Below are 23,058 nucleotides of genomic sequence, written 5' to 3' on the forward strand. Positions count from 1 at the left end.
AAGCGTGATGAACTACGTCAAGGGCAACCAGACCAAGGCCAGCGAGCTGCTCGGTCTCAACCGAGGCACGCTGCGCAAGAAACTCAAGCAGTACGATCTGCTGTAAGCATTCAATCAAACCAGAAAGGCGCCCGCGTAAAAAACGGTCGCCTTTTTTGCTGACTTCCTTTGCTTTTGATGGAAATTGAGATGACCGACCAGACTACCCGCCTGCCGATCCGCCGCGCCTTGATCAGCGTTTCCGACAAGACCGGGATCCTCGAATTCGCCAAGGAGCTTGAAGCCCTGGGCGTCGAGATCCTCTCCACCGGCGGAACGTTCAAGCTGCTGCGCGACAACGGTGTTGCCGCAGTGGAAGTCGCGGATTACACCGGTTTCGCCGAGATGATGGACGGTCGGGTGAAAACCCTGCACCCGAAAATCCACGGCGGCATCCTCGGTCGTCGCGGTATCGATGACGCGATCATGAACGAACACGGCATCAAGCCGATCGATCTGGTTGCCGTTAACCTGTACCCGTTCGAAGCCACCATCAACAAGCCAGGTTGCGACCTGCCGACCGCCATCGAAAACATCGACATCGGCGGCCCGACCATGGTCCGTTCGGCAGCGAAAAACCATAAAGACGTAGCGATCGTGGTGAATGCCAGCGATTACGCCAGCGTGCTGGAAGGGCTCAAGGCCGGCGGCCTGACCTACGCGCAACGTTTCGACCTGATGCTCAAGGCTTTTGAACACACCGCTGCCTACGACGGCATGATCGCCAATTACATGGGCACCGTGAATCAGGCCGCTGAAACACTGAGCACCGAAGGCCGCAGCGAATTCCCGCGCACCTTCAACAGCCAGTTCATCAAGGCGCAGGAAATGCGCTACGGCGAGAACCCGCACCAGAGCGCAGCGTTCTACGTTGAGGCCAAGCCAGCCGAAGTCGGCATCGCCACCGCGACCCAACTGCAAGGCAAAGAGCTGTCGTACAACAACGTGGCCGACACCGACGCCGCGCTGGAGTGCGTGAAGAGCTTCGTCAAACCAGCCTGCGTCATCGTCAAGCACGCCAACCCGTGCGGCGTTGCCGTTAGCCCGGACGCTGAAGGCGGCATTCGTCAGGCCTACGAACTGGCCTACGCCACCGACACCGAGTCGGCGTTCGGCGGGATCATCGCCTTCAACCGTGAACTGGATGCCGAGACCGCCAAAGCGATCGTCGAGCGTCAGTTCGTCGAAGTGATCATCGCGCCAAGCGTCAGCGAAGAAGCTCGCGCGATTGTTGCGGCGAAAGCCAACGTGCGCCTGCTGGCCTGCGGCGAGTGGTCGGCTGACCGCGCTGCTGCCTGGGACTACAAGCGCGTCAACGGTGGCCTGCTGGTACAAAGCCGCGACATCGGCATGATCAGCGCCGATGACCTGAAAGTCGTGACCAAGCGCGCCCCGACCGAACAGGAAATCCATGACCTGATCTTCGCCTGGAAAGTCGCCAAGTACGTTAAGTCCAACGCCATCGTCTACGCCAAGAACCGTCAGACCATCGGTGTCGGCGCTGGCCAGATGAGCCGCGTAAACTCGGCGCGTATCGCCGCGATCAAGGCTGAACATGCCGGCCTGCAAGTTGCCGGTTCGGTGATGGCATCGGACGCTTTCTTCCCGTTCCGCGACGGCCTGGACAATGCGGCCAAGGTCGGTATCACTGCGGTGATCCAGCCGGGCGGCTCGATGCGTGATGCTGAAGTGATTGCTGCAGCCGATGAGGCTGGTATTGCCATGGTGTTCACCGGCATGCGCCACTTCCGTCACTGATTTTTTCGCCCCCTGGTTGATCGTACCCACGCTCTGCGTGGGCACGCAGCCCGGGACGCTCCGCGTCCCATGGACGCAGAGCGTCCGTAGAGGCATTCCCACGCAGAGCGTGGGAACGATCAAGGTTTGGTAGCGCCCCACAGAGTTTGAGGTTTTTTGAAATGAATGTTTTGATCATTGGCAGCGGTGGCCGTGAACACGCCTTGGCCTGGAAAGTGGCTCAGGATCCACGTGTGCAAAAGGTTTTTGTCGCGCCGGGCAACGCCGGTACGGCGATTGAAGCCAAGTGCGAAAACGTCGCTATCGACGTGCTGGCCCTTGAGCAACTGGCCGACTTCGCCGAGAAAAACGTTTCCCTGACCATCGTCGGCCCGGAAGTGCCTTTGGTGGCGGGCGTCGTTGACCTGTTCCGCTCGCGTGGCCTGGACTGCTTTGGTCCGACCGCCGGCGCTGCACAGCTGGAAGGCTCGAAAGCCTTCACCAAGGACTTCCTCGCACGCCACAAGATCCCGACCGCCGACTACCAGAACTTCACCGAGATCGAGCCGGCCCTGGCTTATTTGCGTGAAAAAGGCGCACCGATCGTGATCAAGGCCGACGGCCTGGCCGCCGGTAAAGGTGTGATCGTCGCCATGACCTTGGCTGAAGCCGAAGACGCCGTACGCGACATGCTCGCCGGTAATGCGTTCGGTGACGCCGGTTCGCGCGTGGTGATCGAAGAGTTCCTCGACGGCGAAGAAGCGTCATTCATCGTCATGGTCGACGGCAAGAACGTGCTGCCGATGGCCACCAGCCAGGACCACAAACGTGTTGGCGACGGCGACAGCGGCCCGAACACTGGCGGCATGGGTGCCTACTCCCCTGCCCCGGTGGTCACCGCCGACGTGCACAAGCGCGTGATGGATCTGGTGATCTGGCCGACCGTGCGCGGCATGGCCGAAGAAGGCAACGTCTACACCGGTTTCCTCTACGCCGGTCTGATGATCGACAAGGCTGGCAATCCAAAGGTTATCGAATTCAACTGCCGCTTCGGCGATCCGGAAACCCAACCGGTGATGCTGCGTCTGCAATCGAGCCTGGTGCTGCTGGTTGAAGCGGCGCTGGCGCAAGCGCTGGACAAGGTCGAAGCACAGTGGGATCCACGCCCGAGCATCGGCATCGTGCTGGCCGCTGGCGGCTACCCGGGCGACTACGCCAAGGGCGCGGCGATCAACGGTCTGGATGCTGCGGCGAAACTGGAAGGCAAAGTCTTCCATGCCGGCACTGCACTGAAAGATGGCCAGGTTGTAACCGCCGGTGGTCGCGTACTGTGCGCCACCGCAATGGGCGCTTCGGTGGGTGAAGCCCAGCAGCAAGCGTACAAGCTGGCAGCGGCCATCGACTGGGAAGGCTGCTTCTTCCGCAAGGACATTGGCTACCGTGCCATTGCCCGTGAACGTGGCGAAAACCAGGAATAAGCGGTCCTTCAAGTCCGGCGAGGTGAGCCATTCCTCGCCGGGCTGTTCCGCCGCCGCGCATCGTTATATTCTGGCATCAATCTACGAAGGGATTTCGCCGTGCGCTGGCTCAGGATTGCCATAAGCTTCACCGTCACGTTGCTGACCTTGCTCTGCATGCTCCCGGCCCAGGCCGCGCAAGGCAGCGGCTGGTCGGTATTGCTTGACGATCAGGGCAATCTGCAACTGAGCGATATCCGCTCCACTCGCTACACCAATCAATTCAGCCCCATCGACCTTGACCGCCTCACCGCGTCCGAGCCCGAAGGAGCCCTGTGGCTGCGCTTTCGACTGGCGCCGGGCAAGCACGAACAAGTGCTGCGGATCTTCGCTCCCGACCTGTCACACCTCAATCTCTACGTGCTGGACGGCGACAAGCTGATCGAGCAACGCAACACCGGTACTGACCAGCCTCAGGCTGAGCGGCCCCTGCCGAGCAGCGACTTCATGTTGCCGCTGCCGCAGAGCGACAAACCCCTCGATGTCTATCTGCGGATGGTGTCCGACCATCAGTTGCGTCCGCACATCACCCTGCAATCGGCAGTGATGAGCGCGGCCAATCAAAACCAGACACTGATCTTCGGCCTGCTCTTCGGCTGTCTCGGCATGCTGCTGTTGCACAACCTTGTGCGCTACGCCTATTCCCGGTCGCGCAGCAGCTTGTGGCTGGCGGTCTGCGAAGGTCTGCTGGGCTTGAGCCTGTTGCTGCTGCTCAACCTCGCCGGCCCATGGTTGCCGAACTGGCATGCGATCCAGACCCCCGGCGCCTATCTGGCGCTGCTGCTGACCGCGCCGGCCGGGCTGATGTTTGCCTTGCGCTTCTTCGCGCCGCTCGGCCCGCACCCGCTGAACAAACTGCTGCTGGGCGATATCCTGTTCATCGTCACTTGCAGTCTGTTGCTGCTGTTCGTCAACACGCTGCCGCTGAACATCATCACCTATGCATTGGTGGCGCTGGCCGGGCTGAGCATGCTGCTGGTGAGTTTCTATCACTGGCAAAAGGGCTACCGCCCGGCGCGGCTGTTCGTCGCTGCCATGGTGGTGTTCAACATTGGCACGCTGATCATTTTGCCGGCGCTGCTCGGGCTGACACTGGTTGCACCGCAAGGCCTGATCATGACCCTGATGGTGTTCATCTGCATCAGTGGTCTGCTGATGAGCATTGCCTTGGGCGAGCGTCAGCGCAGTATCACCGAGAGCCGTTTCAGCATCAGCCGCGACCTCGCCGCGAGCAATGCCGAGATCAACGCCAAAGCCGAATTCCTCGCCAAGATCAGCCACGAAATCCGCACACCGATGAACGGCGTGCTGGGCATGACCGAACTGCTGCTGGGCACACCGCTGTCGGTCAAGCAACGCGACTATGTGCAAACCATCCACAGTGCCGGCAACGAACTGCTGACACTGATCAACGAGATCCTCGACATCTCCAAGCTCGAGTCCGGGCAAATCGAACTGGATGACGTGCAGTTCGACCTCAACGCCTTGATCGACGATTGCCTGAGCATCTACCGGGCCAAGGCCGAACAACAGAACGTCGAGCTGATCAGTTTCATCCAGCCGCAGGTGCCTCGGGTAATCAGCGGTGATCCGACCCGCCTGCGCCAGACACTGCTGAGCCTGTTGGAAAATGCCCTGAAGAAAACCGAAGAAGGCGAAGTGCTGATTGTGGTCGCCCTCGACGAACGCAGCAGCAAACCGCGCCTGCGCATCGCCGTGCAGGACAGCGGCGCACCGATGGAGCAGGAAGAACGCGACGCGCTGATGCACGCCGAACTGCACAGCAAGCACTTCCTCTCGGCCAACCGTCTGGGCGGTAACCTCGGCCTGGTGATCGCCCGCCAACTGATCCGTTTGATGCAGGGCGAATTCGGCATCAAGAGTGGTGCCAGTCAGGGCAGTACCTTGTGGCTGACGCTGCCGCTGGATCCGGATCGCCTCGAGCATCCGACGTCCGATCTCGACAGTCCGCTGCAAGGTGCACGCGTGCTGGTGGTCGATGACAACGATACCTGCCGCAAGGTGCTGGTCCAGCAATGCAGTGCGTGGGGCTTGAACGTCAGCGCCGTGCCATCCGGCAAGGAAGCGCTGGCACTGCTGCGCACCAAGGCACACCTGCGCGACTACTTCGATGTGGTGCTGCTCGATCAGAACATGCCCGGCATGACCGGCATGCAGCTCGCCGCCAAGATCAAGGAAGATCCGAGCCTGAACCACGACATCCTGCTGATCATGCTCACCGGCATCAGCAATGCGCCGAGCAAGATCATCGCGCGCAACTCGGGGATCAAGCGCATCCTCGCCAAACCGGTGGCCGGCTATACGCTCAAGACCACGCTGGCGGATGAACTGAACCAGCGCAACAAGGGCCAGGTGGTGTTCCAGCCACAAGTGGTCACGCCCGCCACGGCGGCCAAGGTACCGAGCGACTTCCGCATTCTCGTCGCCGAGGACAACACGATTTCGACCAAAGTGATTCGCGGCATGCTCGGCAAGCTCAACCTGCAACCCGACACCGCCAGCAACGGCGAAGAAGCGCTACAAGCAATGAAAGCCCAGCGTTACGACCTGGTGCTGATGGACTGCGAAATGCCGATTCTCGATGGTTTCTCGGCGACCCAGCAATTGCGCGCGTGGGAAGTCAGCAATCAGCGCATCCGCACACCGATCGTAGCGTTGACCGCGCACATCCTCGCCGAGCACAAAGAGCGCGCACGCCAGGCGGGTATGGACGGGCACATGGCGAAACCGGTGGAGCTGTCGCAACTGCGCGAGCTGATCGAACACTGGGTGGCCCAGCGCGATCAGCAAAATCGAAGTACTGCGCAAACATCCTGATCAGTCTGCGCGGGCCAACAGCTTTTCATCCACCTGACCGTCAGTAACCATTTCGATCAAGTCCATGTATGGCAGCACGTGCCCCGCGAGAATTTCGCGGATCGGATCGAAGAGTGGCGGAGCAAGATCCAGTTGCAGGAAGTATTGCTCTACCAGCCCCGAAACATTGGCAGCAGTAAAAATCTGAGAGTACGGATTGATTGCGCCGACTACCGAAGACTTCAATGTCATGTATGTCGCGTTGATCCGGGGGCCAGGTTGCGCGACGATGAGCAAGAAACGAAATCGGCCGAAGCCTGGTTCGTCCGCCGGGTCCTGTTCGATCGACTGCTGAACCCGCTCGTGCAGAGACTCGATGAGCGGGTCTGCAGCCGACCGCCCGACAATGTCTTTCAGGACTGGCACCAGCGTGCCCTTGTCGGCACTTTCGAGCCCACCCTCCATATAGTCCACCAGCCTCGTCATGGCTGTGTCACTGGATTTGCGTGGCGGAGTGAGCTCGATCGATTTCCAGCTTTTCTCCAGCCAGTTGTCCTTCAAAACCTGCTGCCAGATCGCGTACCAGTTATCCTGCTCACTGTCTAGCGGGAACATATTGGTGGCAACCAGTTGGGCAAACAGGAGGGAATGTTGTACATCCTGTTTTTCCTGCTCGGTCATTCTTGACGACAGCAGAACCAATGCGCCGGCATTGCGATAAATTGCATACTTTTCCTGCACTGGACAACTCCTCGAGTTGAGCATGCGGCGACTGAAAACGGCCACCACATGCTTTGAATAAATCCTAAGAACTTACTGACTTACTTTAACTTCAGAGCCCACCTACTTACATTAGTCACTGCACGATCACCCAACGCACCGGAAATCATATCGCGCGTCTTGGCGATGATAAATGGAACCATCGTCATATGAGACTCACCCTTATATAGATCTACCGAACTGCTATCCCAGTTGACGAACAGCACTTTGGTTTGATTAACCCGATTAATAAAGCGCACAGCGCCCATTGTCAGGATGACTTCCTTATCCGGTGTTTCAATGCACGAACCAACCGCGAAACCACCGTTAGCCTTGTTTTTGACATTCTTGTCGAAAACCTGAAGAGGTTTCTCGGAGTTTTGCAGAGACGCCATTGCATCGGTTGCCACTTTCAGCAACAGCGCCGAAGTTGGACCCGGCAGGGCGGCCGCAGCTGCGGCGGAGCCGAGAATGGTCAGGGCAAGCTGGTCCATCGTGAAGCTTTTACCGGATGCTTGGGTAGAGTCGTAATATCCCTTGAGAATGGCCCAACCACAGTCTTGCATGACTGTCAGAAAAGTTTTGTACCACTCCTTGCCCTGGCTTTCCAAAGGATGGTCATTGTTAGCCACCAGGGTCGCAAAAAGATAGGTATTGCGAACGTCTGCCTGATTCTGTTCGGACATGCCCGACACGAAAGCAATAATAGCTTCACCGACGATCGCGGCCTGATCTGGCTGCTCGACATCAAAAGCTGTTACACCGGAAAAACTGCGCGGGGCCAAAACAACCCGGTCGGCACTTATATTATAATTGTTCAAGCGTTCCAGTCGCTCTGCAATACTGAGTACGGTATTAGTTTGCATTATTCAATTCCATTAGTTTGTTTTAATTGAGCTCTTTCCAAGCCCGCAGTGCAAACTTACGCAGAAAACTTTAACCCAACAAGCTGATGAGTGTTACCAATAAACAACAACAGCAACTTACAACTCAAAAGTCAAAACCTCTTAGAACCAGCAGCTGAAAAAACGAACAGTTGAACTATGCCGTACGGCAAGCAATCGAGTCCGACAGACTGCCCGTTGCCTGATAGACTTCGCTCAACTTTCACCGGTACGGACGTCTCCCCATGCTCCACGTGTTATTCAGCGTTTACCTGAAGATGCTGGTGCTCTACAGCCCGTTCTTCGTGTTGTCCTGCTTCATTAGCCTGACCCGTGGTTACTCGCGCAAGGAACAGCGGCGCCTGGCCTGGAAAGTGGCGATTGCCACACTGATCTCCAGCGTTCTGCTGTATCTGTTTGGCCGGGTGATTTTCGACGTGTTCGGGATTACCGCAGACGCATTCCGCATCGGTGCCGGTAGCGTATTGTTCATCTCGGCGCTGGGCATGGCCCAAGGCAAGCCTGTGGTGCAAAGTGACAACGTGCAGCAGGACGTGACAATCGTGCCGCTGACCATTCCCTTGACCGTTGGCCCGGGGACTATCGGTGCACTGCTGGTGATGGGTATAAGCCAGCCGCATTGGGACGACAAACTGACTGCGATCATGAGTATCGCCCTGGCCAGTTTCACCGTTGGGGTGGTGCTGTACCTGTCCAATCACATCGAAAGGATTCTCGGCGATCAGGGCTTGCAGATCGTCAGTCGGTTGATGGGGTTGTTTGTCTGCGCATTGGCGGCGCAGATCATCTTTACCGGGGTAAAGGGCTATCTTGTTTCCTGAAAGCAAGAAAGGGCTGCGGATGATCTGATCCGCAGCCCCTTCGACTAATCCCGTCGGCGTTGAGCTACCGGGTTACGCCTTAACGGATGTTGGAAATCAGCGCGCCGAGCTCACTCAGCGCTTCCTCCTGCAAGGCGCTCATCAACTCATCGAGATAGAGCGTCACCGCGAGGTCTTCCGCCAAGGGAATACTGAGTGACACATTCTTTCGAGACTCTGCGCTGATAGCACCGACATTGCGCAAAATGATGCTGCGCCCCGTGTCAGTGTCCGTCAGCAGCAGGTGTCCATCCTTCTGCGTGACCAACCACTGCTCCATCGGCTGCAGCTGGAACGAAAGATGACTATTCAACGCGTCGGGAAAATCGAGATCGACAATCAGGCAGTCAAGTCGTGCCCAGGTCCGTTGGTCGATCAACAAGGAACCGCCATCCGTCGTAGACTTCAGGACCAGCGTATCAATGCCGTCCGGAATCGGCGCAAGCCTGCCAGGTATCCGATCACTTTCGATGACCAGCGTATTATCTACTCGCCTGACTGTTTGTGCAGTCATCCATACGTCACTGAGCTTGCCATCTTCACTGCGGTTGCTGAAAAGCTGCAGGCTCTGCGGGTCATGCAACACCAGGGTTTGACCGTTGGCGACGCCCACGTAGCCAGGCAAGTCTTCACCTGGAGCCGTTGCACTGAGCAAGCGGCCGGCGTCGACGTCATACCAGCTGCAAAGATCATCGACCCTGCCTGCCGTCAGATACGGAGCACAATGCTGACCCGACAGCAGCTTCTCCAGTTTCCGCTCCCGCGCCTGTAGCGAATCCACGCCGTCGAAGAACTCGTTTTCCACACCGACAATGCGCGCAGGCTCACCTTCGAACATGTCGAACAATACGTGATCATGGGACTTGGCGCGCAAGCCCGACTCATGGGGCATAGCCCAGGCGAACGTGCGCTGCGGCATCACCGCCTGCATTTGCGGGATCAAGTCAGCGCCTAACAGTCGCGTTCCCGCGCCAAATGCTGCGAACAAGCTATCGGGGGCCATCAACGCTTGGCGGTAGATCCGTCCAGTAGTCCAATCGATCATCAAAGCGGCCTTCCTGTCCAAGGTCAGCCTCAATAACCCAAAGCTTTTCCCCGCTGTATCGGCGATAAGAAGTTGCTGATCGAGACACACGACATAGAGCGGCGAGTGATTCGAAGCAGCGCTGATGCCACCGACCTCCACAGCCCTGGCGGACCACATTGCGGCAGTGCCCAGGACCGAACCCCACCAACGAAAATTGCTGCCTGAGCGCTCTTGGCGGGCGAATAGCCAATCACTACCGAGGCCTGCCAAATGTCGTTCGCCTGCGCCATTCAGGCGAAACACCATGCCCTCGTCAGTCAATGCAATGTATTGCCGGCCTCGGCGATGAATTTGCTGCACCTCGAGCGACAAGATGGATTGTGCAAAAATTACCGAGGACTGATCTTGTGCACTGATGCGCTGTCGATAAAGGAGGCGATGACGCAAGTGATGGAACAGAACCGTATCGCGTTCTGGCTGCTGTGGATCCAGAAGAGCCCAATCGAAGGCGCCGGCGTTGCTGTCCTCCTCTTTGAGCATCGGTCTAAAAACCCGTCCGTCGTCGCAACGTACCCAGACCCGGCTGTACGCTTTCGAGCTGTAGTCCATGTAATCAACGGTTATGAACCTGGACCAACCAGCACTTGTCACGTGTTCGTCGTCAACGCCTGACGCTGCCGGAATCAACCAGTACCACGAGAGGAAATCGTCCAGGAAGACCGTCCCGCTTCGAATCTCCCGACCTTCGTGATAGCTGAGATGACCGGACACACCAGTAATCGAGAGTTCATCTTCTTCGATCAGGTAAGTCATTTTCACAAACCAGTCTTCGTCGAGTTCGATGCGCCGAACCACTTGCAACGCACCGCCCGGCATCTCCTGGATTGCGGTAATCCAGGCTTTCAATTTCGTACGCACCAATTGGAAAACACGTATGATTTTCCCGGTGACAACATCAACGCGCCAGATCAATGCATCAGCGGGGCAGTAGTAGTAAATGTCCCGACCAATCCTGGGGCCCATACAAATATCCGCGGCATATTTCGGGTCCAGCCCGCGAACCAACGATAATGAATCTTGCTCGCGGTCATACCAGGCGCTGGTGCGCACGCCGGTCAGAGCGTCCTGGTAATTGCGAATGACCGTGGGGCCATCCGCCAGACGGCTGGAACGTGCAAGTTCGCGAACTCGCTTAAGGGTCATCGGGCCGTTTTCATCCGGGCCGGCCTCCAGCTCCGTGAGCAACAGGGTTCCGGTTGTCCAGTCCACCTGATACGAATGTCCGTCGAGTTGCACAAGCACTGTGTTCTTGCCAGGCACCTGCACCTGTATCGCGCCCAGTTGCAGGACGTCGCCCTCAATTTTCACGCCACCTTCATTCAACCAGGCTGTGCGCAATGACCAGGTCATCGCTTCGCCGGTCGAGACTTGTAAACGCACAGACTTGACACCCTCGGCCAAGGTAACCGAACAGTGTCCGCCCAATGCCTCGATATCATAGGAAAGATGGCCGTGTACCTCTTGCGGCAAAGTCGGTACATGCAGAAAACGGTGTTGCTTGCCCAGCACCACGCTGACCGTGGTTGCCACATAGTTGGGCACCATTTTTTCGATGATGTATTCGGTAGGTATTTTGTAGAAGGTAAACCAGAATTGCCGCTTGCCGTAACGGTCATGCTCAAGCGCCAGGGCCGTTTCCAGATCTTCGCGCAGGGTTGTCGAAAAGGCCAACCCGCCAAACTCATAGGCCAGGTAGCAATCCGGCAGGCTCGGCAACACAACGCTTTCAACGTTTAATCCGTCGCTGATGGCAAATTTTCCCGGCAGATCGAGCGCTTTTCGAATGCTGAATGCATGCTCGCGATCCGGGTCGATCTTGGGTGGATGCAAATCAGAGTAGTTGTCTGCGGCGTAAATTTTCTGACTGCCAAAGGTGATGGTTCCACTGCGCAGATCCAGTTTTGAATAAACCGCATGAGGGTTGGCAAAGAGGGTATCCCCTCGTACCGAGTAACCTCCGGTACGATACGCCTCGTTGACCCGATTCAAATACCTGCCGATCTGCTTGCCACGCTCTGTCCTGGCGCTGAAACCCTCGACCAGTGCACCGATGCCAACAGCCAGCCCGCCCAGAATGACACTGGCGCCACCCAGAAACGCAGCCGCCGTGGCCGCTCCGGCAACACCTGCGCCAAACGCTCCGGCGCCCAGCACCAGACCGGCGGTATCAAACGCCAGCTGTGTAGCGAACACCGCGCGCTGGGTATCGTTTTCAGCGTTGATCAACAAATAGATGTCGAAACCGATACTCGCCAGTTGCAGTGCATTCCCCACACCTTCGTTCAATACGTTGCCCAGCGCATTGCCCACAATTGCAGAGGTGGTGTTGGCCACACGCACACTGTCGGTGAACGCATGACGAACCAGCCCCAGCAATTGCACCGCGTCAACCACGAGTCCGTGGGCCAGTTGCGCGTAGGAAAGGTAACCGTGAATGCGCACCGCAGACGTCAATGCCGTCGAACCATCGGCGTGTTCTGCTTCTTTGAGCCCAAGCAGCAACGCCTGAATGGCAAAACCGGCATTGAGCGTGTGGACCGCACCGACGTCGGTCGGATCGACCACGGGTGAACCTGCGCGCCTACCGGATAACTCTTCGAAGGAATCGCTCAGATAAGATTTGATTGCGGACAGCCGTTTGTCATCGGTCAACACCGTGCGCGTCTGATGTGGGTCTTTGGCGTTGACCAGAGTGATTTCACTGCGCCCTTGTGCGGTGGGTTTCAAAGACTCGAATACTGGAACGAAGTCACGGCTCAGTTGATATTTTTGATGCAACTGATCGGTCGCACCCTTGATGATCCGCGTCCACTTGTGGGCGGCCACACTGGCGAACGCTTGGCCAAGACGCGCGTTCTCCGACAGCGACCGTAGTCGCAACTGCGCATGATGGTGCCAGGGTTCGACGGGCTTCCCGCCGGCAATCGGGTCATTGCTCAGCAGGTTTCCAACGCTGACTCTGGACGGCAAAGTCGCGTCGGCAATGTTCACGCCGTTGAGGTCCACCACATCGAAAGTGGCTCCGGGCCCCTCTGCAACGCCATAGAGTGTGGCGACCGTCCCATCCTGCAAAAACCCCTGGATACCCTTGTGCAGTTCATCTATACGGGCAAACGCATACAGGCCGAAGTTGGGATCGTAGAAGCGATAGGATGTTTCATCTGCTCCCGCGACTTTGCTCACCAGCATCGAATGATTTTCGGTATTGAGCAGCAAGCTGCCGCCGCTGGTTTTGGCATCCAGCGCCTGTATCACTGCGTGCAGATTCGCCACCGGCGTTTTTTCGCCGAACTGCGCCATCGGGATGCCGCGCAACTCATCCAGCACATGCAGCAACGCCTGGGTTTCAGCTGACTCCGGGGCGATATTGGCCAGCGCCAGTTTACCGATCAGAGCGCGCTCTGCGGCGACGCCCCGTTCCAATGCTGCCGCCATGGCCAATGCCAATGGATAACAGCGCCGCCCCGGATCGCCCACACCCTGTACCAGCAACCCTTGTGGAAACTGTTTGGCTGAGAGAGCCCCCGACCGGAAAAACTGCTCACGTACCGCATTGCCTCGTGTGAGAATCGACGCCCGTTGTTCTTTTTTAGCCACGGCTTCTACCTGGCTCAGGTGTTGGCGCCATTGCCGTACGCTCATCGGCTTGGCAAATGCCTGCGCCTTCAGAACCCGAGAGTTGTTTTCCCCCGTGCCGATGCTGGAAGTACTGAACTCTGTCGATGCCGCGTAACGGTTGAGCAGCGTTTGTTCGATGACGTCATAGCGTGCGAACAGCCCGCGATCACGGGTTTTCTCGGCAAAATCAACGGTGGTTTTCCAGGTGTCGGCGAACCCGTTCTGATCCAGTGTCGTAGCGCCAAACAGGCCGCCGAACATCACACGGTGCAACGGACTCAACTGATCCACAGGTAATTTGCCTGCCGCGATCCGCGCCAACGCTTCGTTCAAATTGCCCAGCGACTCGGCGCCTGTCGATGGCGGCAGTTCGACGGTGGGTTGCTGCAGAATCTGCTGACGTGTTTCGAAATCGACAGAGAACGGAGCATTGAACGCAATATCGCCAGTCAATCGGTCATTCATCGCACGAACGAACGGTTCACCCAGGCTATCCAGCAGTTGCTGCAGCACTGACGTCAGCAACACGGGCTTGCCTTCGATGACCGGCCAGCCTTGCTTGAAAGTCAGAGTCTGACCTTTGAGCAGTTCATCCACATTGCCCAGATAACGGTTTTTGTAGGCACCATCGGCAATTCTGGTTGTTTCCAGTTCGAACCAGGCGGACTCGGTCTTGGCGTTGTCCTTCCAGCTATGGTGGGTCTCCTCTTCGGTGGCCAGATTGAAACCGTCACGCAGATCGACTCGGTCACTGATTTGTTGACGAGCTTCAGCAAGCGCTTTTTCGTTGACGTAATCACTCAAACCTTGCGAAACGGCCGTCGGGCCACTCATGGTAATCGCCGATTGGGCACCAAATTTGATGCCGTCGGCATCGTACTCAGCGATAGCCTGCAAAAACCGGTTTCGAGCAATTAACTCGTCACCCCAGGTTGATAGCGGGCCATATATTTTCTCCATCTCGCTAATGATCAGATTGGAGAATGCGGCGGAATCTGTCAGTGAGATGCTCCCCTGACGAGCCAGCACCTCCACTCGATCCAGAAATGCGTAATTACTGCGAATTTTATCGATGATCCCGACAATTGCCGCGGACCCGGCATGACCACTCAACATTGCATTGGAAAGACCATTGAAAGGGCTGCTTTTTAAATCGGCGCTATTTTTATTGCCTACACGCACTCCGTGTTGTGAAACAACGACATCATTGAACGGTGCAAAAATATCCTTGAATGAAGGTGCGGTCCTGGCAAACTCTATCAATGCGTTTTTTATGTGTTCCGGTACCTTATGGCGTAAATCCGCATACGGTGCGCTTCGGTTCGGAAGTATTTGCGGGTTAGAGTCGAGCAGAATCTGCGTGATTCCCATCCGGGTTTCGATGTCAAAACCGGAAATATCCACGCCACCGATATTTTCATGTAATGACGGCAATAGATCCGCATCCAGATAAGTTCCGCTTTCGAAATGCACCGCCTGCAGTCGCGTGATGTCAGACGCCGCTGCCAGATTGCCGCGAAGAGACAACTCTCGTTCATAAATTTCGAACAAGGGTCGACTGGACAATTCGCTACGGATATCCCGAAGTGCAATGCCATTCGCAGCAACACTTTCAAGCGACTGCAAATTGCGCACCTTCAGCGCATTGAGCGTGGCCTCATCCTGACCGTAAGCGCTGACCAAAAGATTGATTCTTGCCCGGTCGGCACTGCCACCTGTCGCGGAGGCTTTCTGGATATGTTCGAACATCTGCTGACGAAGCACGCGGGCGCGCTCAACGTATAGCTTGCCAAGCCTCGCTGACTTCATCGATGCATCTTCAGAAGCGAGCTTCGCGACTTGAGCCTTGGCCGATTCGACGATGATCTTGTTGGTTTCATGCGCAAGCAGTCCATCGCTGTCGTACCAGAGATTCAGACGATATCCATCAGCGTCGGTCATCTGTTTCCAGACATTGATGTAATCCCCCTGAATGGTTCCAATGCCTCCGCCTACCCAGACAAAATGTAACTTTCGCGCAACCGGTTGACCTCGAGACAAAAGGTTTGCAGTAGTCGTTAGCCGGCGGTGGTAATCCCTAAGGTTTTCACTGAATTTTTTGAATTGAATATCGGCTACACCAGGAAGATTCGACTCGACGAATTCCTTGAGTAATCTGACTGCTATCAGTTGTTCTGTCCACTCCGCGGCCCCGACCGCAGCGTTGTAATAACGCAGCAACTGTTCTCGAGACATGTCATCACGCAAACTCCCTGCAATCAAATCAATTTCGGCTCGTTCAAAAACGCTCGAGAACTTACTGCTCACCATTAATCCATAATCCTTAGTATTCAACCGAGCTTCCTTTTCCCACACAAATATAGACCGCGACGGGCTTTACCATCACGACATCCAGAAACAATTAAATGTTTTAAAACCGCAACTTTTCGCGCGCCTTCTACTCGCCAATCAATTGCGCCAGCTTACAAACAATTAACAACTATCGAGAAACTTCCATTCGTTTCTCAAGCCGGTACTACACGCAATAACTGCTCGAGCGTCGCACCGGTTTGGGCATTTGGAACACTCTGCAACCCCTGCACCAGTCTGGAAACCGGATAGGAGTTCTGCCCCTCAAACCCCAGAAAGACGTCGCCTCGCAGCGCCGGATCGGCCGAGCACACTTCGCGCAGGATCAGGCTGTGCTGGCGATCGGGATCGACAACCAGCAAATGCTCGCCAACCACCGACAGTTGCAGTTTTCCCGGTGCATCGACTGCCCAGATCAACTTGCCGGGAATCGCCGACCGCTCTCCAGGTCCTGGCCGGCAATCGACAATGACGAAGTCCAGTCGCAGCCAGCTGGCTTTTGACAAGTGATAGCTCACGCCGCCCTGCCCCATGCGTAAAACCAGACGGCTTACGTCATCGGCGAGCAGCGGCAGCAGGTCGCTGACCTTGTTCTGCCCCTCGACCACGAGTACCTCGGCATTGCGCTGCACATAATCGAAAGGTCCGACGCTATGGTGACCGGGATAGATCGAAACGCGCTGTTCCCGGGGCTCGTGCAACAGCACACTGTCACGGCAGGTGCCGAGCAGTTCGCAATCACTAGGCAGGTCTTGACTGGCGACTCGAATCATCCGCGCGTTGGCCACGTCATACCATTGCCGGACGCCAGCCGCGGATTCCACAGTGATGAATTCGCCATGCCCGGAGGTCTCCAGCAACGCTTGCAGCGACTCGAGCAGATGGTCGGCATGCGCGTTTGCCCAGCGGTGGTCGACGCCAATGACGAGCTCCGTCTCCTGGTAACGCAATTGCAGAGACACACCTTCCACCGACGTGCCACGCAAGGCGGAGCCTTCATTGGTTACACCGCTGAACCGCCAATCGTCCCACTCGGCCTGCGGTGCCGGTAACAAGTCCCTCGCCAATAATTTTTGGCCGTGGCCAAAAGCCTGTTCGAGTTGCCGGCTATCGAAAAATGTCTGACTCAAGATCTCACCGCTGCTAACGTCCAGCAGCCACGCGGCCTGGTTGTCTGGCGTAACCCCGAGCAAACGCACTTCTTTGTCGTGGCCCGGATCGCACAGCAACAAGCGATTGTCCAGGTACCAGGCGCACAGGCTGCGATCACCGCTGGCGTTGCGCACGCCGAGAATGGCGAAGCTGCTCACCGGATACTTCTGCGCCAGCGCCTCCAACGCCAGCCACCACTGTGTCCGGCCATTGAGCCAGCGCTCGCTCAGCCCGCCCAGACGCACTTCACCCTCCGCGGTCAGATTGAAGAACAACCCCTCATCGGTCAGCGCCAGATAACCACCCTCGACCGCCACTACGTCCCGGAGTCCGGCAGGTTCCACCCAATGATGGCTCCACTGCGCCGGCCAGCGCTGATTTTCGTCGGACAGGCGTCGTTGCACTCGGCATAGCTTCTGCGCTGCCCTGTCGTAAATGAAATATTGGCTCTGCTGATCATTTGCCGGCAACAACAGCAGATCGGCTAGCTTACTGATCGAGTCCTGCCAGCCACGGATATGCCCGGACGCAATAAACGGATGAATGCACAGGCGATCACGGCTGCGAATCCAGACCAGATCGCGCTTGCCCGGATCGAACGCCCAGCAGACTGAAACGTAAGCAGCCGGTTGCCAGTCGAGCGTGACGACGCCATCGCGCTCGGGGGCTGTCGACAACGGCACATAGTCACCAAGCACCTGCGACCAGTGCGTCAGCGTCTGCCGGGCAAAAACCCTTTCGCCCAATTCGCGATCCATGTCATGGGTGACGGAGGTGAGCTGCAATTGGCCGTCATGCAACAGGTAGTTGAATTGCGTGGGTTTCTGATCAGGGTCTATCCACTGTTGTTCGATATGAATCACGCCATGATCGTCGACGTCGATTCGGCGGATGCTGCACTGCCCGCGCATCACCAGCAATCGATAGCAGAACCGCAGCAGGCCGCTGACGGTATCGACCTGCCAGATTACATAGTTCTGTGGTTCGTAAAAGAACGCCGAATCGCCGACGACCGCTGCCAGCAAAGCTTCATCGGCCTGCAACACTTGCTCATTGCGGATGTACAGAAAACGTTCCCCGGCCGCGTCGTACCAGGCAGTGGTGTAACGCGGTTGCCGGGCGGACTCGAACGGGATCAGAAAGTTGTGCAGAGGTGTGTAAGGCAGTACCAGCCGGTGCTCGCCTACCAGTGACTGATAGTGCTGGAGCAAGCTCGGTTCGTCCGCGCCGGCGGGTGCGGTCTGCTCCAGAATCAGCAACTGGCCAAGGGCGCGATCAACCTTGTACAACTGCCGGTCGGCCAGCCGGATCAAGACCTCGTGCCGCCCCTTGCCGGATAGCGTCACCTTGACGCCACCGATGATGATCGCCCCACCGACCAATACCCGTACATCCCGCTCGGTGGCCCAGGTCGCTACCAGGTTCCAGCGGCACAACTGCAAGCTCGGCGATTGCAGTTCAAGGTCGATCCCGCGATTGAGGATCAGTGAGCAGGATGCCCCCGCTCCTTCAATCCGGTAAGACAACAACTCGTGCCACACCGCAGGCACCATCGGCACTGCCAGCGCACGTTCATTGGCGTCGAGCCGAATCTCGATCTCGGTTGGCCGATACGCCGGTGCCAGGCGATTGACGATGTAGTGAGAGGGAAACGAATAGAAGGTAAACAGAAACTGCCACTGCCCCTCCCGATCCTTTCTTTCCAGACGCCGCGCTGTATCGAACCCCGTGTCGTGGCTCCAGCTGGAAAAAGGCAAGGCTTTGTATTCATAGCCGTAACAGGTTTGTGGCGTGCATGGCAGCACCACCAGTTGCCCAGCCGGCAGCGCGCGCCTGATGGTGCGGGGCAGCCCCAGCTCGCGTTGAAGATTGAGTGCTTTCTGATAGTCCGGATCGAAATCCGGCACGCCGAAATGGTCGCGTAGTCGATACAGCTTAGGGCTGTCCAGGGTCAGGGTTGAGCGGTTGAAATCCAGGCTTTGCACAATCAGCGCAGGATCTGCAACCCAGCTATCCAGAGCGTCGTCGTAGCGATAACCCACCCCCCGATAGGCGCGCTCCAGATTGTCGAAAAACTGCCCTACCGCCTTAGCCTGCTGCGCGATGTTGGCAAAACCCTGAGCCAGCGCCGCGACTCCGACAGCCAGACCGCCGAGGATCACGCCCGCGCCGCCCAACACTGCAGCGGCGGTTGCGGCGCCCGCAGTTGCCGCACCGAGACCGCCGGCGGTCAATGCCAGACTGGCGGAGTCAAAGGCCAGTTGCGTGCCGAATTGCGCCCGCTCGATCTCGTTGTCCGCCGTCGCCAATTGGTAAATGTCGAAACCGACATTAGCCAGCCCAAGCACCGCACCCACACCTTCGTTGACCACATGGCCCAACGCCTCGCCCACCACCGGAGCACAGGTACGAGCGATGACCTTCTCTTCATTCAATGCGGTTTTCACCAGGCTGATCAGGCCGGCAACGTCCGTGACATTGCCATGTGCCAACTGGGCGTAGTTCACGTAGGCATGCAGCCGCACCGCGGTGGTCAACGTGCGGTCGTCCCCTTCCCGTCCGCGCAAGGCGTTCATCAATGCCTGGATCGTGAATCCGGTATTGAGGGTGTGAACGGCGCCAGCCTCGGACAATGCCGGCGTAGGCTTGGTGCCCAGGGTCGAGAACTGCTCCGACAGATAGTTTCTGATCCTCAACAGCCGATGGTCCGAGCTGGTCACCTGGACCACATGCTCGCTGCGCAATGGATCGATCAGGCTGATCAGATACTCCCCTCCGGAGCTTATCTTGAGGGTTTCGAACAAGGGCACCAATGGTGTCACCGAGGTGTGCAACGCCTGCAACGCATCAGTCGCGTGGGCAATCTGTTGCCCCCACCAATGACTGTCAAGATCGCGCAGACTGCGTCCCAGATGCGCATTGCTGACCAGCGACTGACCGCGCGCGCTGTTCAGACGCTGCCGTATCGGGCGTCCCGAATACTCCGGTAGCACATTGTCGGACTCCAGCAGTTGCCTGACACGAAGTCCGCCGGACAGGTCCAGGGCCGCTATCTTGTGCCCTTCCAGTTCGATCAGATCAAATGTCGGATGCCCTTCGTCGCCATAGGCCGCATAGTATTTCGCCAGGCCCTGCTTCTGAAAAAAATCGTTCAATGCACGCAAGAACAGGTCTGGGTGACGGAACTCGAACACGCCGAAATTGGGATCGTAGAAGTGATAGGTTGACAACCCGTCATCGAAGGTTTTCGCCACCAGCATGGCATGGTTGTCAGAGTTGAGCATCAGCGTGCAAGTGCTCCCGTATGCCTCAAGCGTGGCGACGAGTTGCTGTAGATCAACGCGTCCCAAGGGGCTGCCGACTTCGTGCAACTGCACGCCGCGCAACTCCTCAAGCGCTTGCAGAAATACCGCCGAATCGCTTTGTTGCGGCTCGGCGGACGCCAGGAAGAAACGCTCGCGCAATCTTCGTGACGCCGCGACGCCGTGCTGCAGAGCGGCGCTCATGATCAGCGCCAGCGGATAACAGCGAGCACCGGGATCTCCCGGCCCGATGAGCAACAGATCCTGGGGCACAAGCTTGACGTCACTGGCCTCGATCTGACCCAGTACCTGACCGAGTTGCAGGATCACCTGCTCACGATGTTCTCGCGTGGCCACCTCTTGGATACGGGCGACATGCCGCCCCCACTGAAACAGCGTGTGCGCCTGCGCCAGCGCCGTTCGTTTCAACGTCAGAGCGCTGTCCGACGATACCGTCGGTTGATCGGCATAATGGGCGAGACCGGCCATGAACGCCGGTGAACGCTGCTGATAAAGATGACGTTCAATCGCCGCATAACGTGCCCAAGCTCCTACCTCAGCAACGCTGTTGGCCAGGTTATCGAGTTCGGCAGCCACCAGGCTCAGGCTAGGGTTATCCAGTGAACGCACGCCCAGCAGTTGGCCCAGCAGCGCCCGTTGCAAGGCACTGACCTGAAAAAACTGCAGTGTCCCCTCGGCAATCGCGCTCAGCACTTCATCCAGCGTCAGCCCCTGAGTCTGCGCATCGCCGAGCGACGCAGGTGCTCGCAGGTCAATGGGCTGAGCCTTTATAGCCTCGCGATCATCGAAACCGAGACCGAGGCCTGACGGAAAAACCAGCGGGCCGTTATGGCCTCGCCGCATCGCAGCCACAAAAGGCTCACCGAGCCTGTCCATCATTCGTTGCAGGACATCCACCAACAACACCGGCCGGCCCTCGACGACCGGCCAGCCTTCCTCGAACAACACGGTCTGCTGTGTGAGCAGCGCTGTGATATCGCCGTTATAACGCGCGCTGAATTGCCCTTCCCGCCAGCGCTGCTGCTCGTCGATGACCCATTGCTCGACATCGCTGGCATTGTCTTTCCAGGAGTGATCCTGCTCCTCCTCGGTCTTGTCGTTGACCACCCAGAGCGATTCGATGGCCGCCTCCAGGCGCAGCCTTTCTTCTTCTCGCGGGACGAAGTTGTGCCGGTGGTAATCGGCCATGCCATCGCGCATCGCTGCCGGACCGGTCAAATAGATTGTCCATTCGCTCTGCGCACGTATACCGTCGCTGTAGTAGCCCGCAGCTGCCAAAGCCAGATAGCTGGCCGCCACATCTTCGCTCATCGACAGGTCGGCGAAAGAACCGTAGGCCTGCTCGAGGACCTCACGCGACAGCACTGACATGTTGTCGAAATCGCTCAAGGCAACGCCGCGTGTCTCTGCCAATCGGGCCGTCTGGTCGATGAGCTGGTAATTGAAGCGAAACCGCTCGAGCACGCTTTTGAGCATCGGCGATTGCGCATGAGCCGCCAGAAAGGAGTTGCTCAACGTGCTCTGCACGGAAACGGCGCGCAATGCCTGTGGCCGTACGAGCAGTTCGGCCGGAGCCTGGAACACCTCGTTGAGCGCCGGTTGTTGCCGGGCAAAGGCTTCCAGCGCGGCGCGGTGTTCCTCGGGAATTTGCCCCAGATAGTCGGTGTATCCGTCGCGCCGTGCCTGGCGTCCCGGCATCCAGTGCGGGTTGTGGTCGAGCATCAGTTGCAGGACGCCAAGGCGCGCATCACCGCCGAACGTGCTGATGTCGACGCCACCCAGGGTCCTGACCAGCGGAGGCAGGTTATCGACATCGGCATATCCGCCCCCCTCGTTGTACAAAGCTTCGGCACGGACCACATCGGAGGCGGCAGCCAGATTACCGCGAAGCCGGGTCTCGCGATCATAGATGTCCTGCAATAGCAGCGGCGTGTCGAGGTCATGCAGATCGCGCAACTGCAGATCGTTTCCCGCCAGCTCCAGCAGGCTGCGGCGGTTTTGCTCGATCAGCGCCTCCAGATGTGCGGCGTCCTGGCCGTAGGCGCGAGTCAAAAGGTCGACCCGCGCTTCATCGGCAGACATCCCCTGTTCCCGCGCCGCGTTGATGTGCATAAACATCTGCTGCTTCAGAGCAATCGCCCGTTCCTCGTACAGCGTGCCCAGTTCGGCTTCGGAAACCTTTGCGCTGCCGCCGTGCTGCATCGCATCAGCCTTGGCCGCCTCGACGATCAGCGTATTGGTTTGCCAGGCCAGCAAAGCATCACTGTCGTACCAGAGATAGAGGTGATAGCCCTGTCCGTTCATCACCTGTTTCCACACGTTGAGATAGTCATGCTGGATCGCGCCAAGACCGCCACCCAGCCAGACAAAGTGCATATTCTTCGCAACCGCCGTTGCGGCACTTTTCTCATAGGCAAGGGTGTTTTTCAGGCGGCTTTCGAAGGCCTGAATATCGTCGTGGATACGTGTCAAAGTGTCCTTCGGTTGTGCCTCCGCCGGTTGTGCCCCCTCCTGGATGGATCGACGTACGCTAGGCAGTCCGATCAACAGACCCAGGGACTGCTTGAGCAATGCCAGCGGCTCGATCAGACGCGGGGAATCGAGTAAGGCGACACAGGCAAAGTAATAACGCCACACAGACTGATAAGAGTCACTGTCTTTGTGCGACAGCATTGCCTGTTCCAGATCCGCCTGCTTGAACAAGTTGATAAAGTTGACATAGCCACTAGCATCTTGCGGTCGTTGATCCTGCATGAAAGTTCCTTCTTTACCCTGACCGATTTCATGAGTGCCCGCTGGCACCTGCATATCGGTCAAACTAACGACTGGAAAACAAACACTCAAACTTCAAGACTTTCAATACATGTCAAGACCGGCAACTTTAAAACAACTATT

9 protein-coding genes are annotated in these 23,058 nt (G+C 57.6%); 5 read left to right on the forward strand and 4 right to left on the reverse strand.

The features are described from left to right. The 4 genes from ACIPZE_RS18675 to ACIPZE_RS18690 form a co-directional block, all read left to right on the forward strand. A partial coding sequence (locus tag ACIPZE_RS18675; protein WP_400774584.1) for a helix-turn-helix domain-containing protein occupies positions 1–106 on the forward strand: 106 nt, incomplete at its 5' end. Between the two features lie 83 nt (positions 107–189). After that, a complete protein-coding gene (gene purH, locus ACIPZE_RS18680) occupies positions 190–1,797 on the forward strand; it encodes a bifunctional phosphoribosylaminoimidazolecarboxamide formyltransferase/IMP cyclohydrolase (protein ID WP_053116902.1) in 1,608 nt (535 codons plus the stop codon). Between the two features lie 161 nt (positions 1,798–1,958). Beyond that, positions 1,959–3,254: a phosphoribosylamine--glycine ligase gene (gene purD, locus ACIPZE_RS18685; protein ID WP_283437856.1), complete on the forward strand. Its 1,296-nt coding sequence runs from the start codon at positions 1,959–1,961 to the stop codon at positions 3,252–3,254. Positions 3,255–3,353: 99 nt separating this feature from the next. Further along, a complete protein-coding gene (locus tag ACIPZE_RS18690) occupies positions 3,354–6,131 on the forward strand; it encodes a response regulator (protein WP_400774488.1) in 2,778 nt (925 codons plus the stop codon). Here ACIPZE_RS18690 and ACIPZE_RS18695 read toward each other — a convergent pair whose 3' ends face one another. Both ACIPZE_RS18695 and ACIPZE_RS18700 read right to left on the reverse strand, forming a co-directional pair. Then, on the reverse strand, positions 6,132–6,851 hold the full coding sequence (locus ACIPZE_RS18695) for a hypothetical protein (RefSeq protein ID WP_400774490.1): 720 nt from the start codon (positions 6,849–6,851) through the stop codon (positions 6,132–6,134). A gap of 80 nt (positions 6,852–6,931) precedes the next feature. Next, positions 6,932–7,735: a hypothetical protein gene (locus ACIPZE_RS18700; protein ID WP_400774491.1), complete on the reverse strand. Its 804-nt coding sequence runs from the start codon at positions 7,733–7,735 to the stop codon at positions 6,932–6,934. Between the two features lie 263 nt (positions 7,736–7,998). Here ACIPZE_RS18700 and ACIPZE_RS18705 point away from each other — a divergent pair, with 263 nt between their 5' ends. Then, positions 7,999–8,595 carry a MarC family protein gene (locus ACIPZE_RS18705; protein WP_102354383.1) on the forward strand — a complete coding sequence of 199 codons (597 nt, stop codon included), beginning with the start codon at positions 7,999–8,001 and terminating at the stop codon, positions 8,593–8,595. Positions 8,596–8,674: 79 nt separating this feature from the next. On the opposite strand, the gene ACIPZE_RS18710 is transcribed toward ACIPZE_RS18705, so the two are convergent. After that, on the reverse strand, positions 8,675–15,673 hold the full coding sequence (locus ACIPZE_RS18710) for a TcdA/TcdB pore-forming domain-containing protein (RefSeq protein ID WP_400774493.1): 6,999 nt from the start codon (positions 15,671–15,673) through the stop codon (positions 8,675–8,677). Positions 15,674–15,843: 170 nt separating this feature from the next. Further along, positions 15,844–22,917, reverse strand: coding sequence for a TcdA/TcdB pore-forming domain-containing protein (locus tag ACIPZE_RS18715; protein ID WP_400774496.1), 7,074 nt, complete (start codon positions 22,915–22,917; stop codon positions 15,844–15,846). Positions 22,918–23,058: the final 141 nt, after the last annotated feature.

Origin of the sequence: Pseudomonas sp. NPDC089741 (assembly GCF_044748825.1) — a bacterium.
Lineage (GTDB): Bacteria > Pseudomonadota > Gammaproteobacteria > Pseudomonadales > Pseudomonadaceae > Aquipseudomonas > Aquipseudomonas helmanticensis.

Excerpts from the sequence above, each read along its gene's own strand:
- purH (WP_053116902.1), top strand. The coding sequence starts at position 190 with ATGACCGACCAGACTACCCGCCTGCCGATCCGCCGCGCCTTGATCAGC.
- purD (WP_283437856.1), top strand. The coding sequence starts at position 1,959 with ATGAATGTTTTGATCATTGGCAGCGGTGGCCGTGAACACGCCTTGGCC.
- ACIPZE_RS18715 (WP_400774496.1), bottom strand. The coding sequence starts at position 22,917 with ATGCAGGATCAACGACCGCAAGATGCTAGTGGCTATGTCAACTTTATC.
- ACIPZE_RS18700 (WP_400774491.1), bottom strand. The coding sequence starts at position 7,735 with ATGCAAACTAATACCGTACTCAGTATTGCAGAGCGACTGGAACGCTTG.
- ACIPZE_RS18705 (WP_102354383.1), top strand. The coding sequence starts at position 7,999 with ATGCTCCACGTGTTATTCAGCGTTTACCTGAAGATGCTGGTGCTCTAC.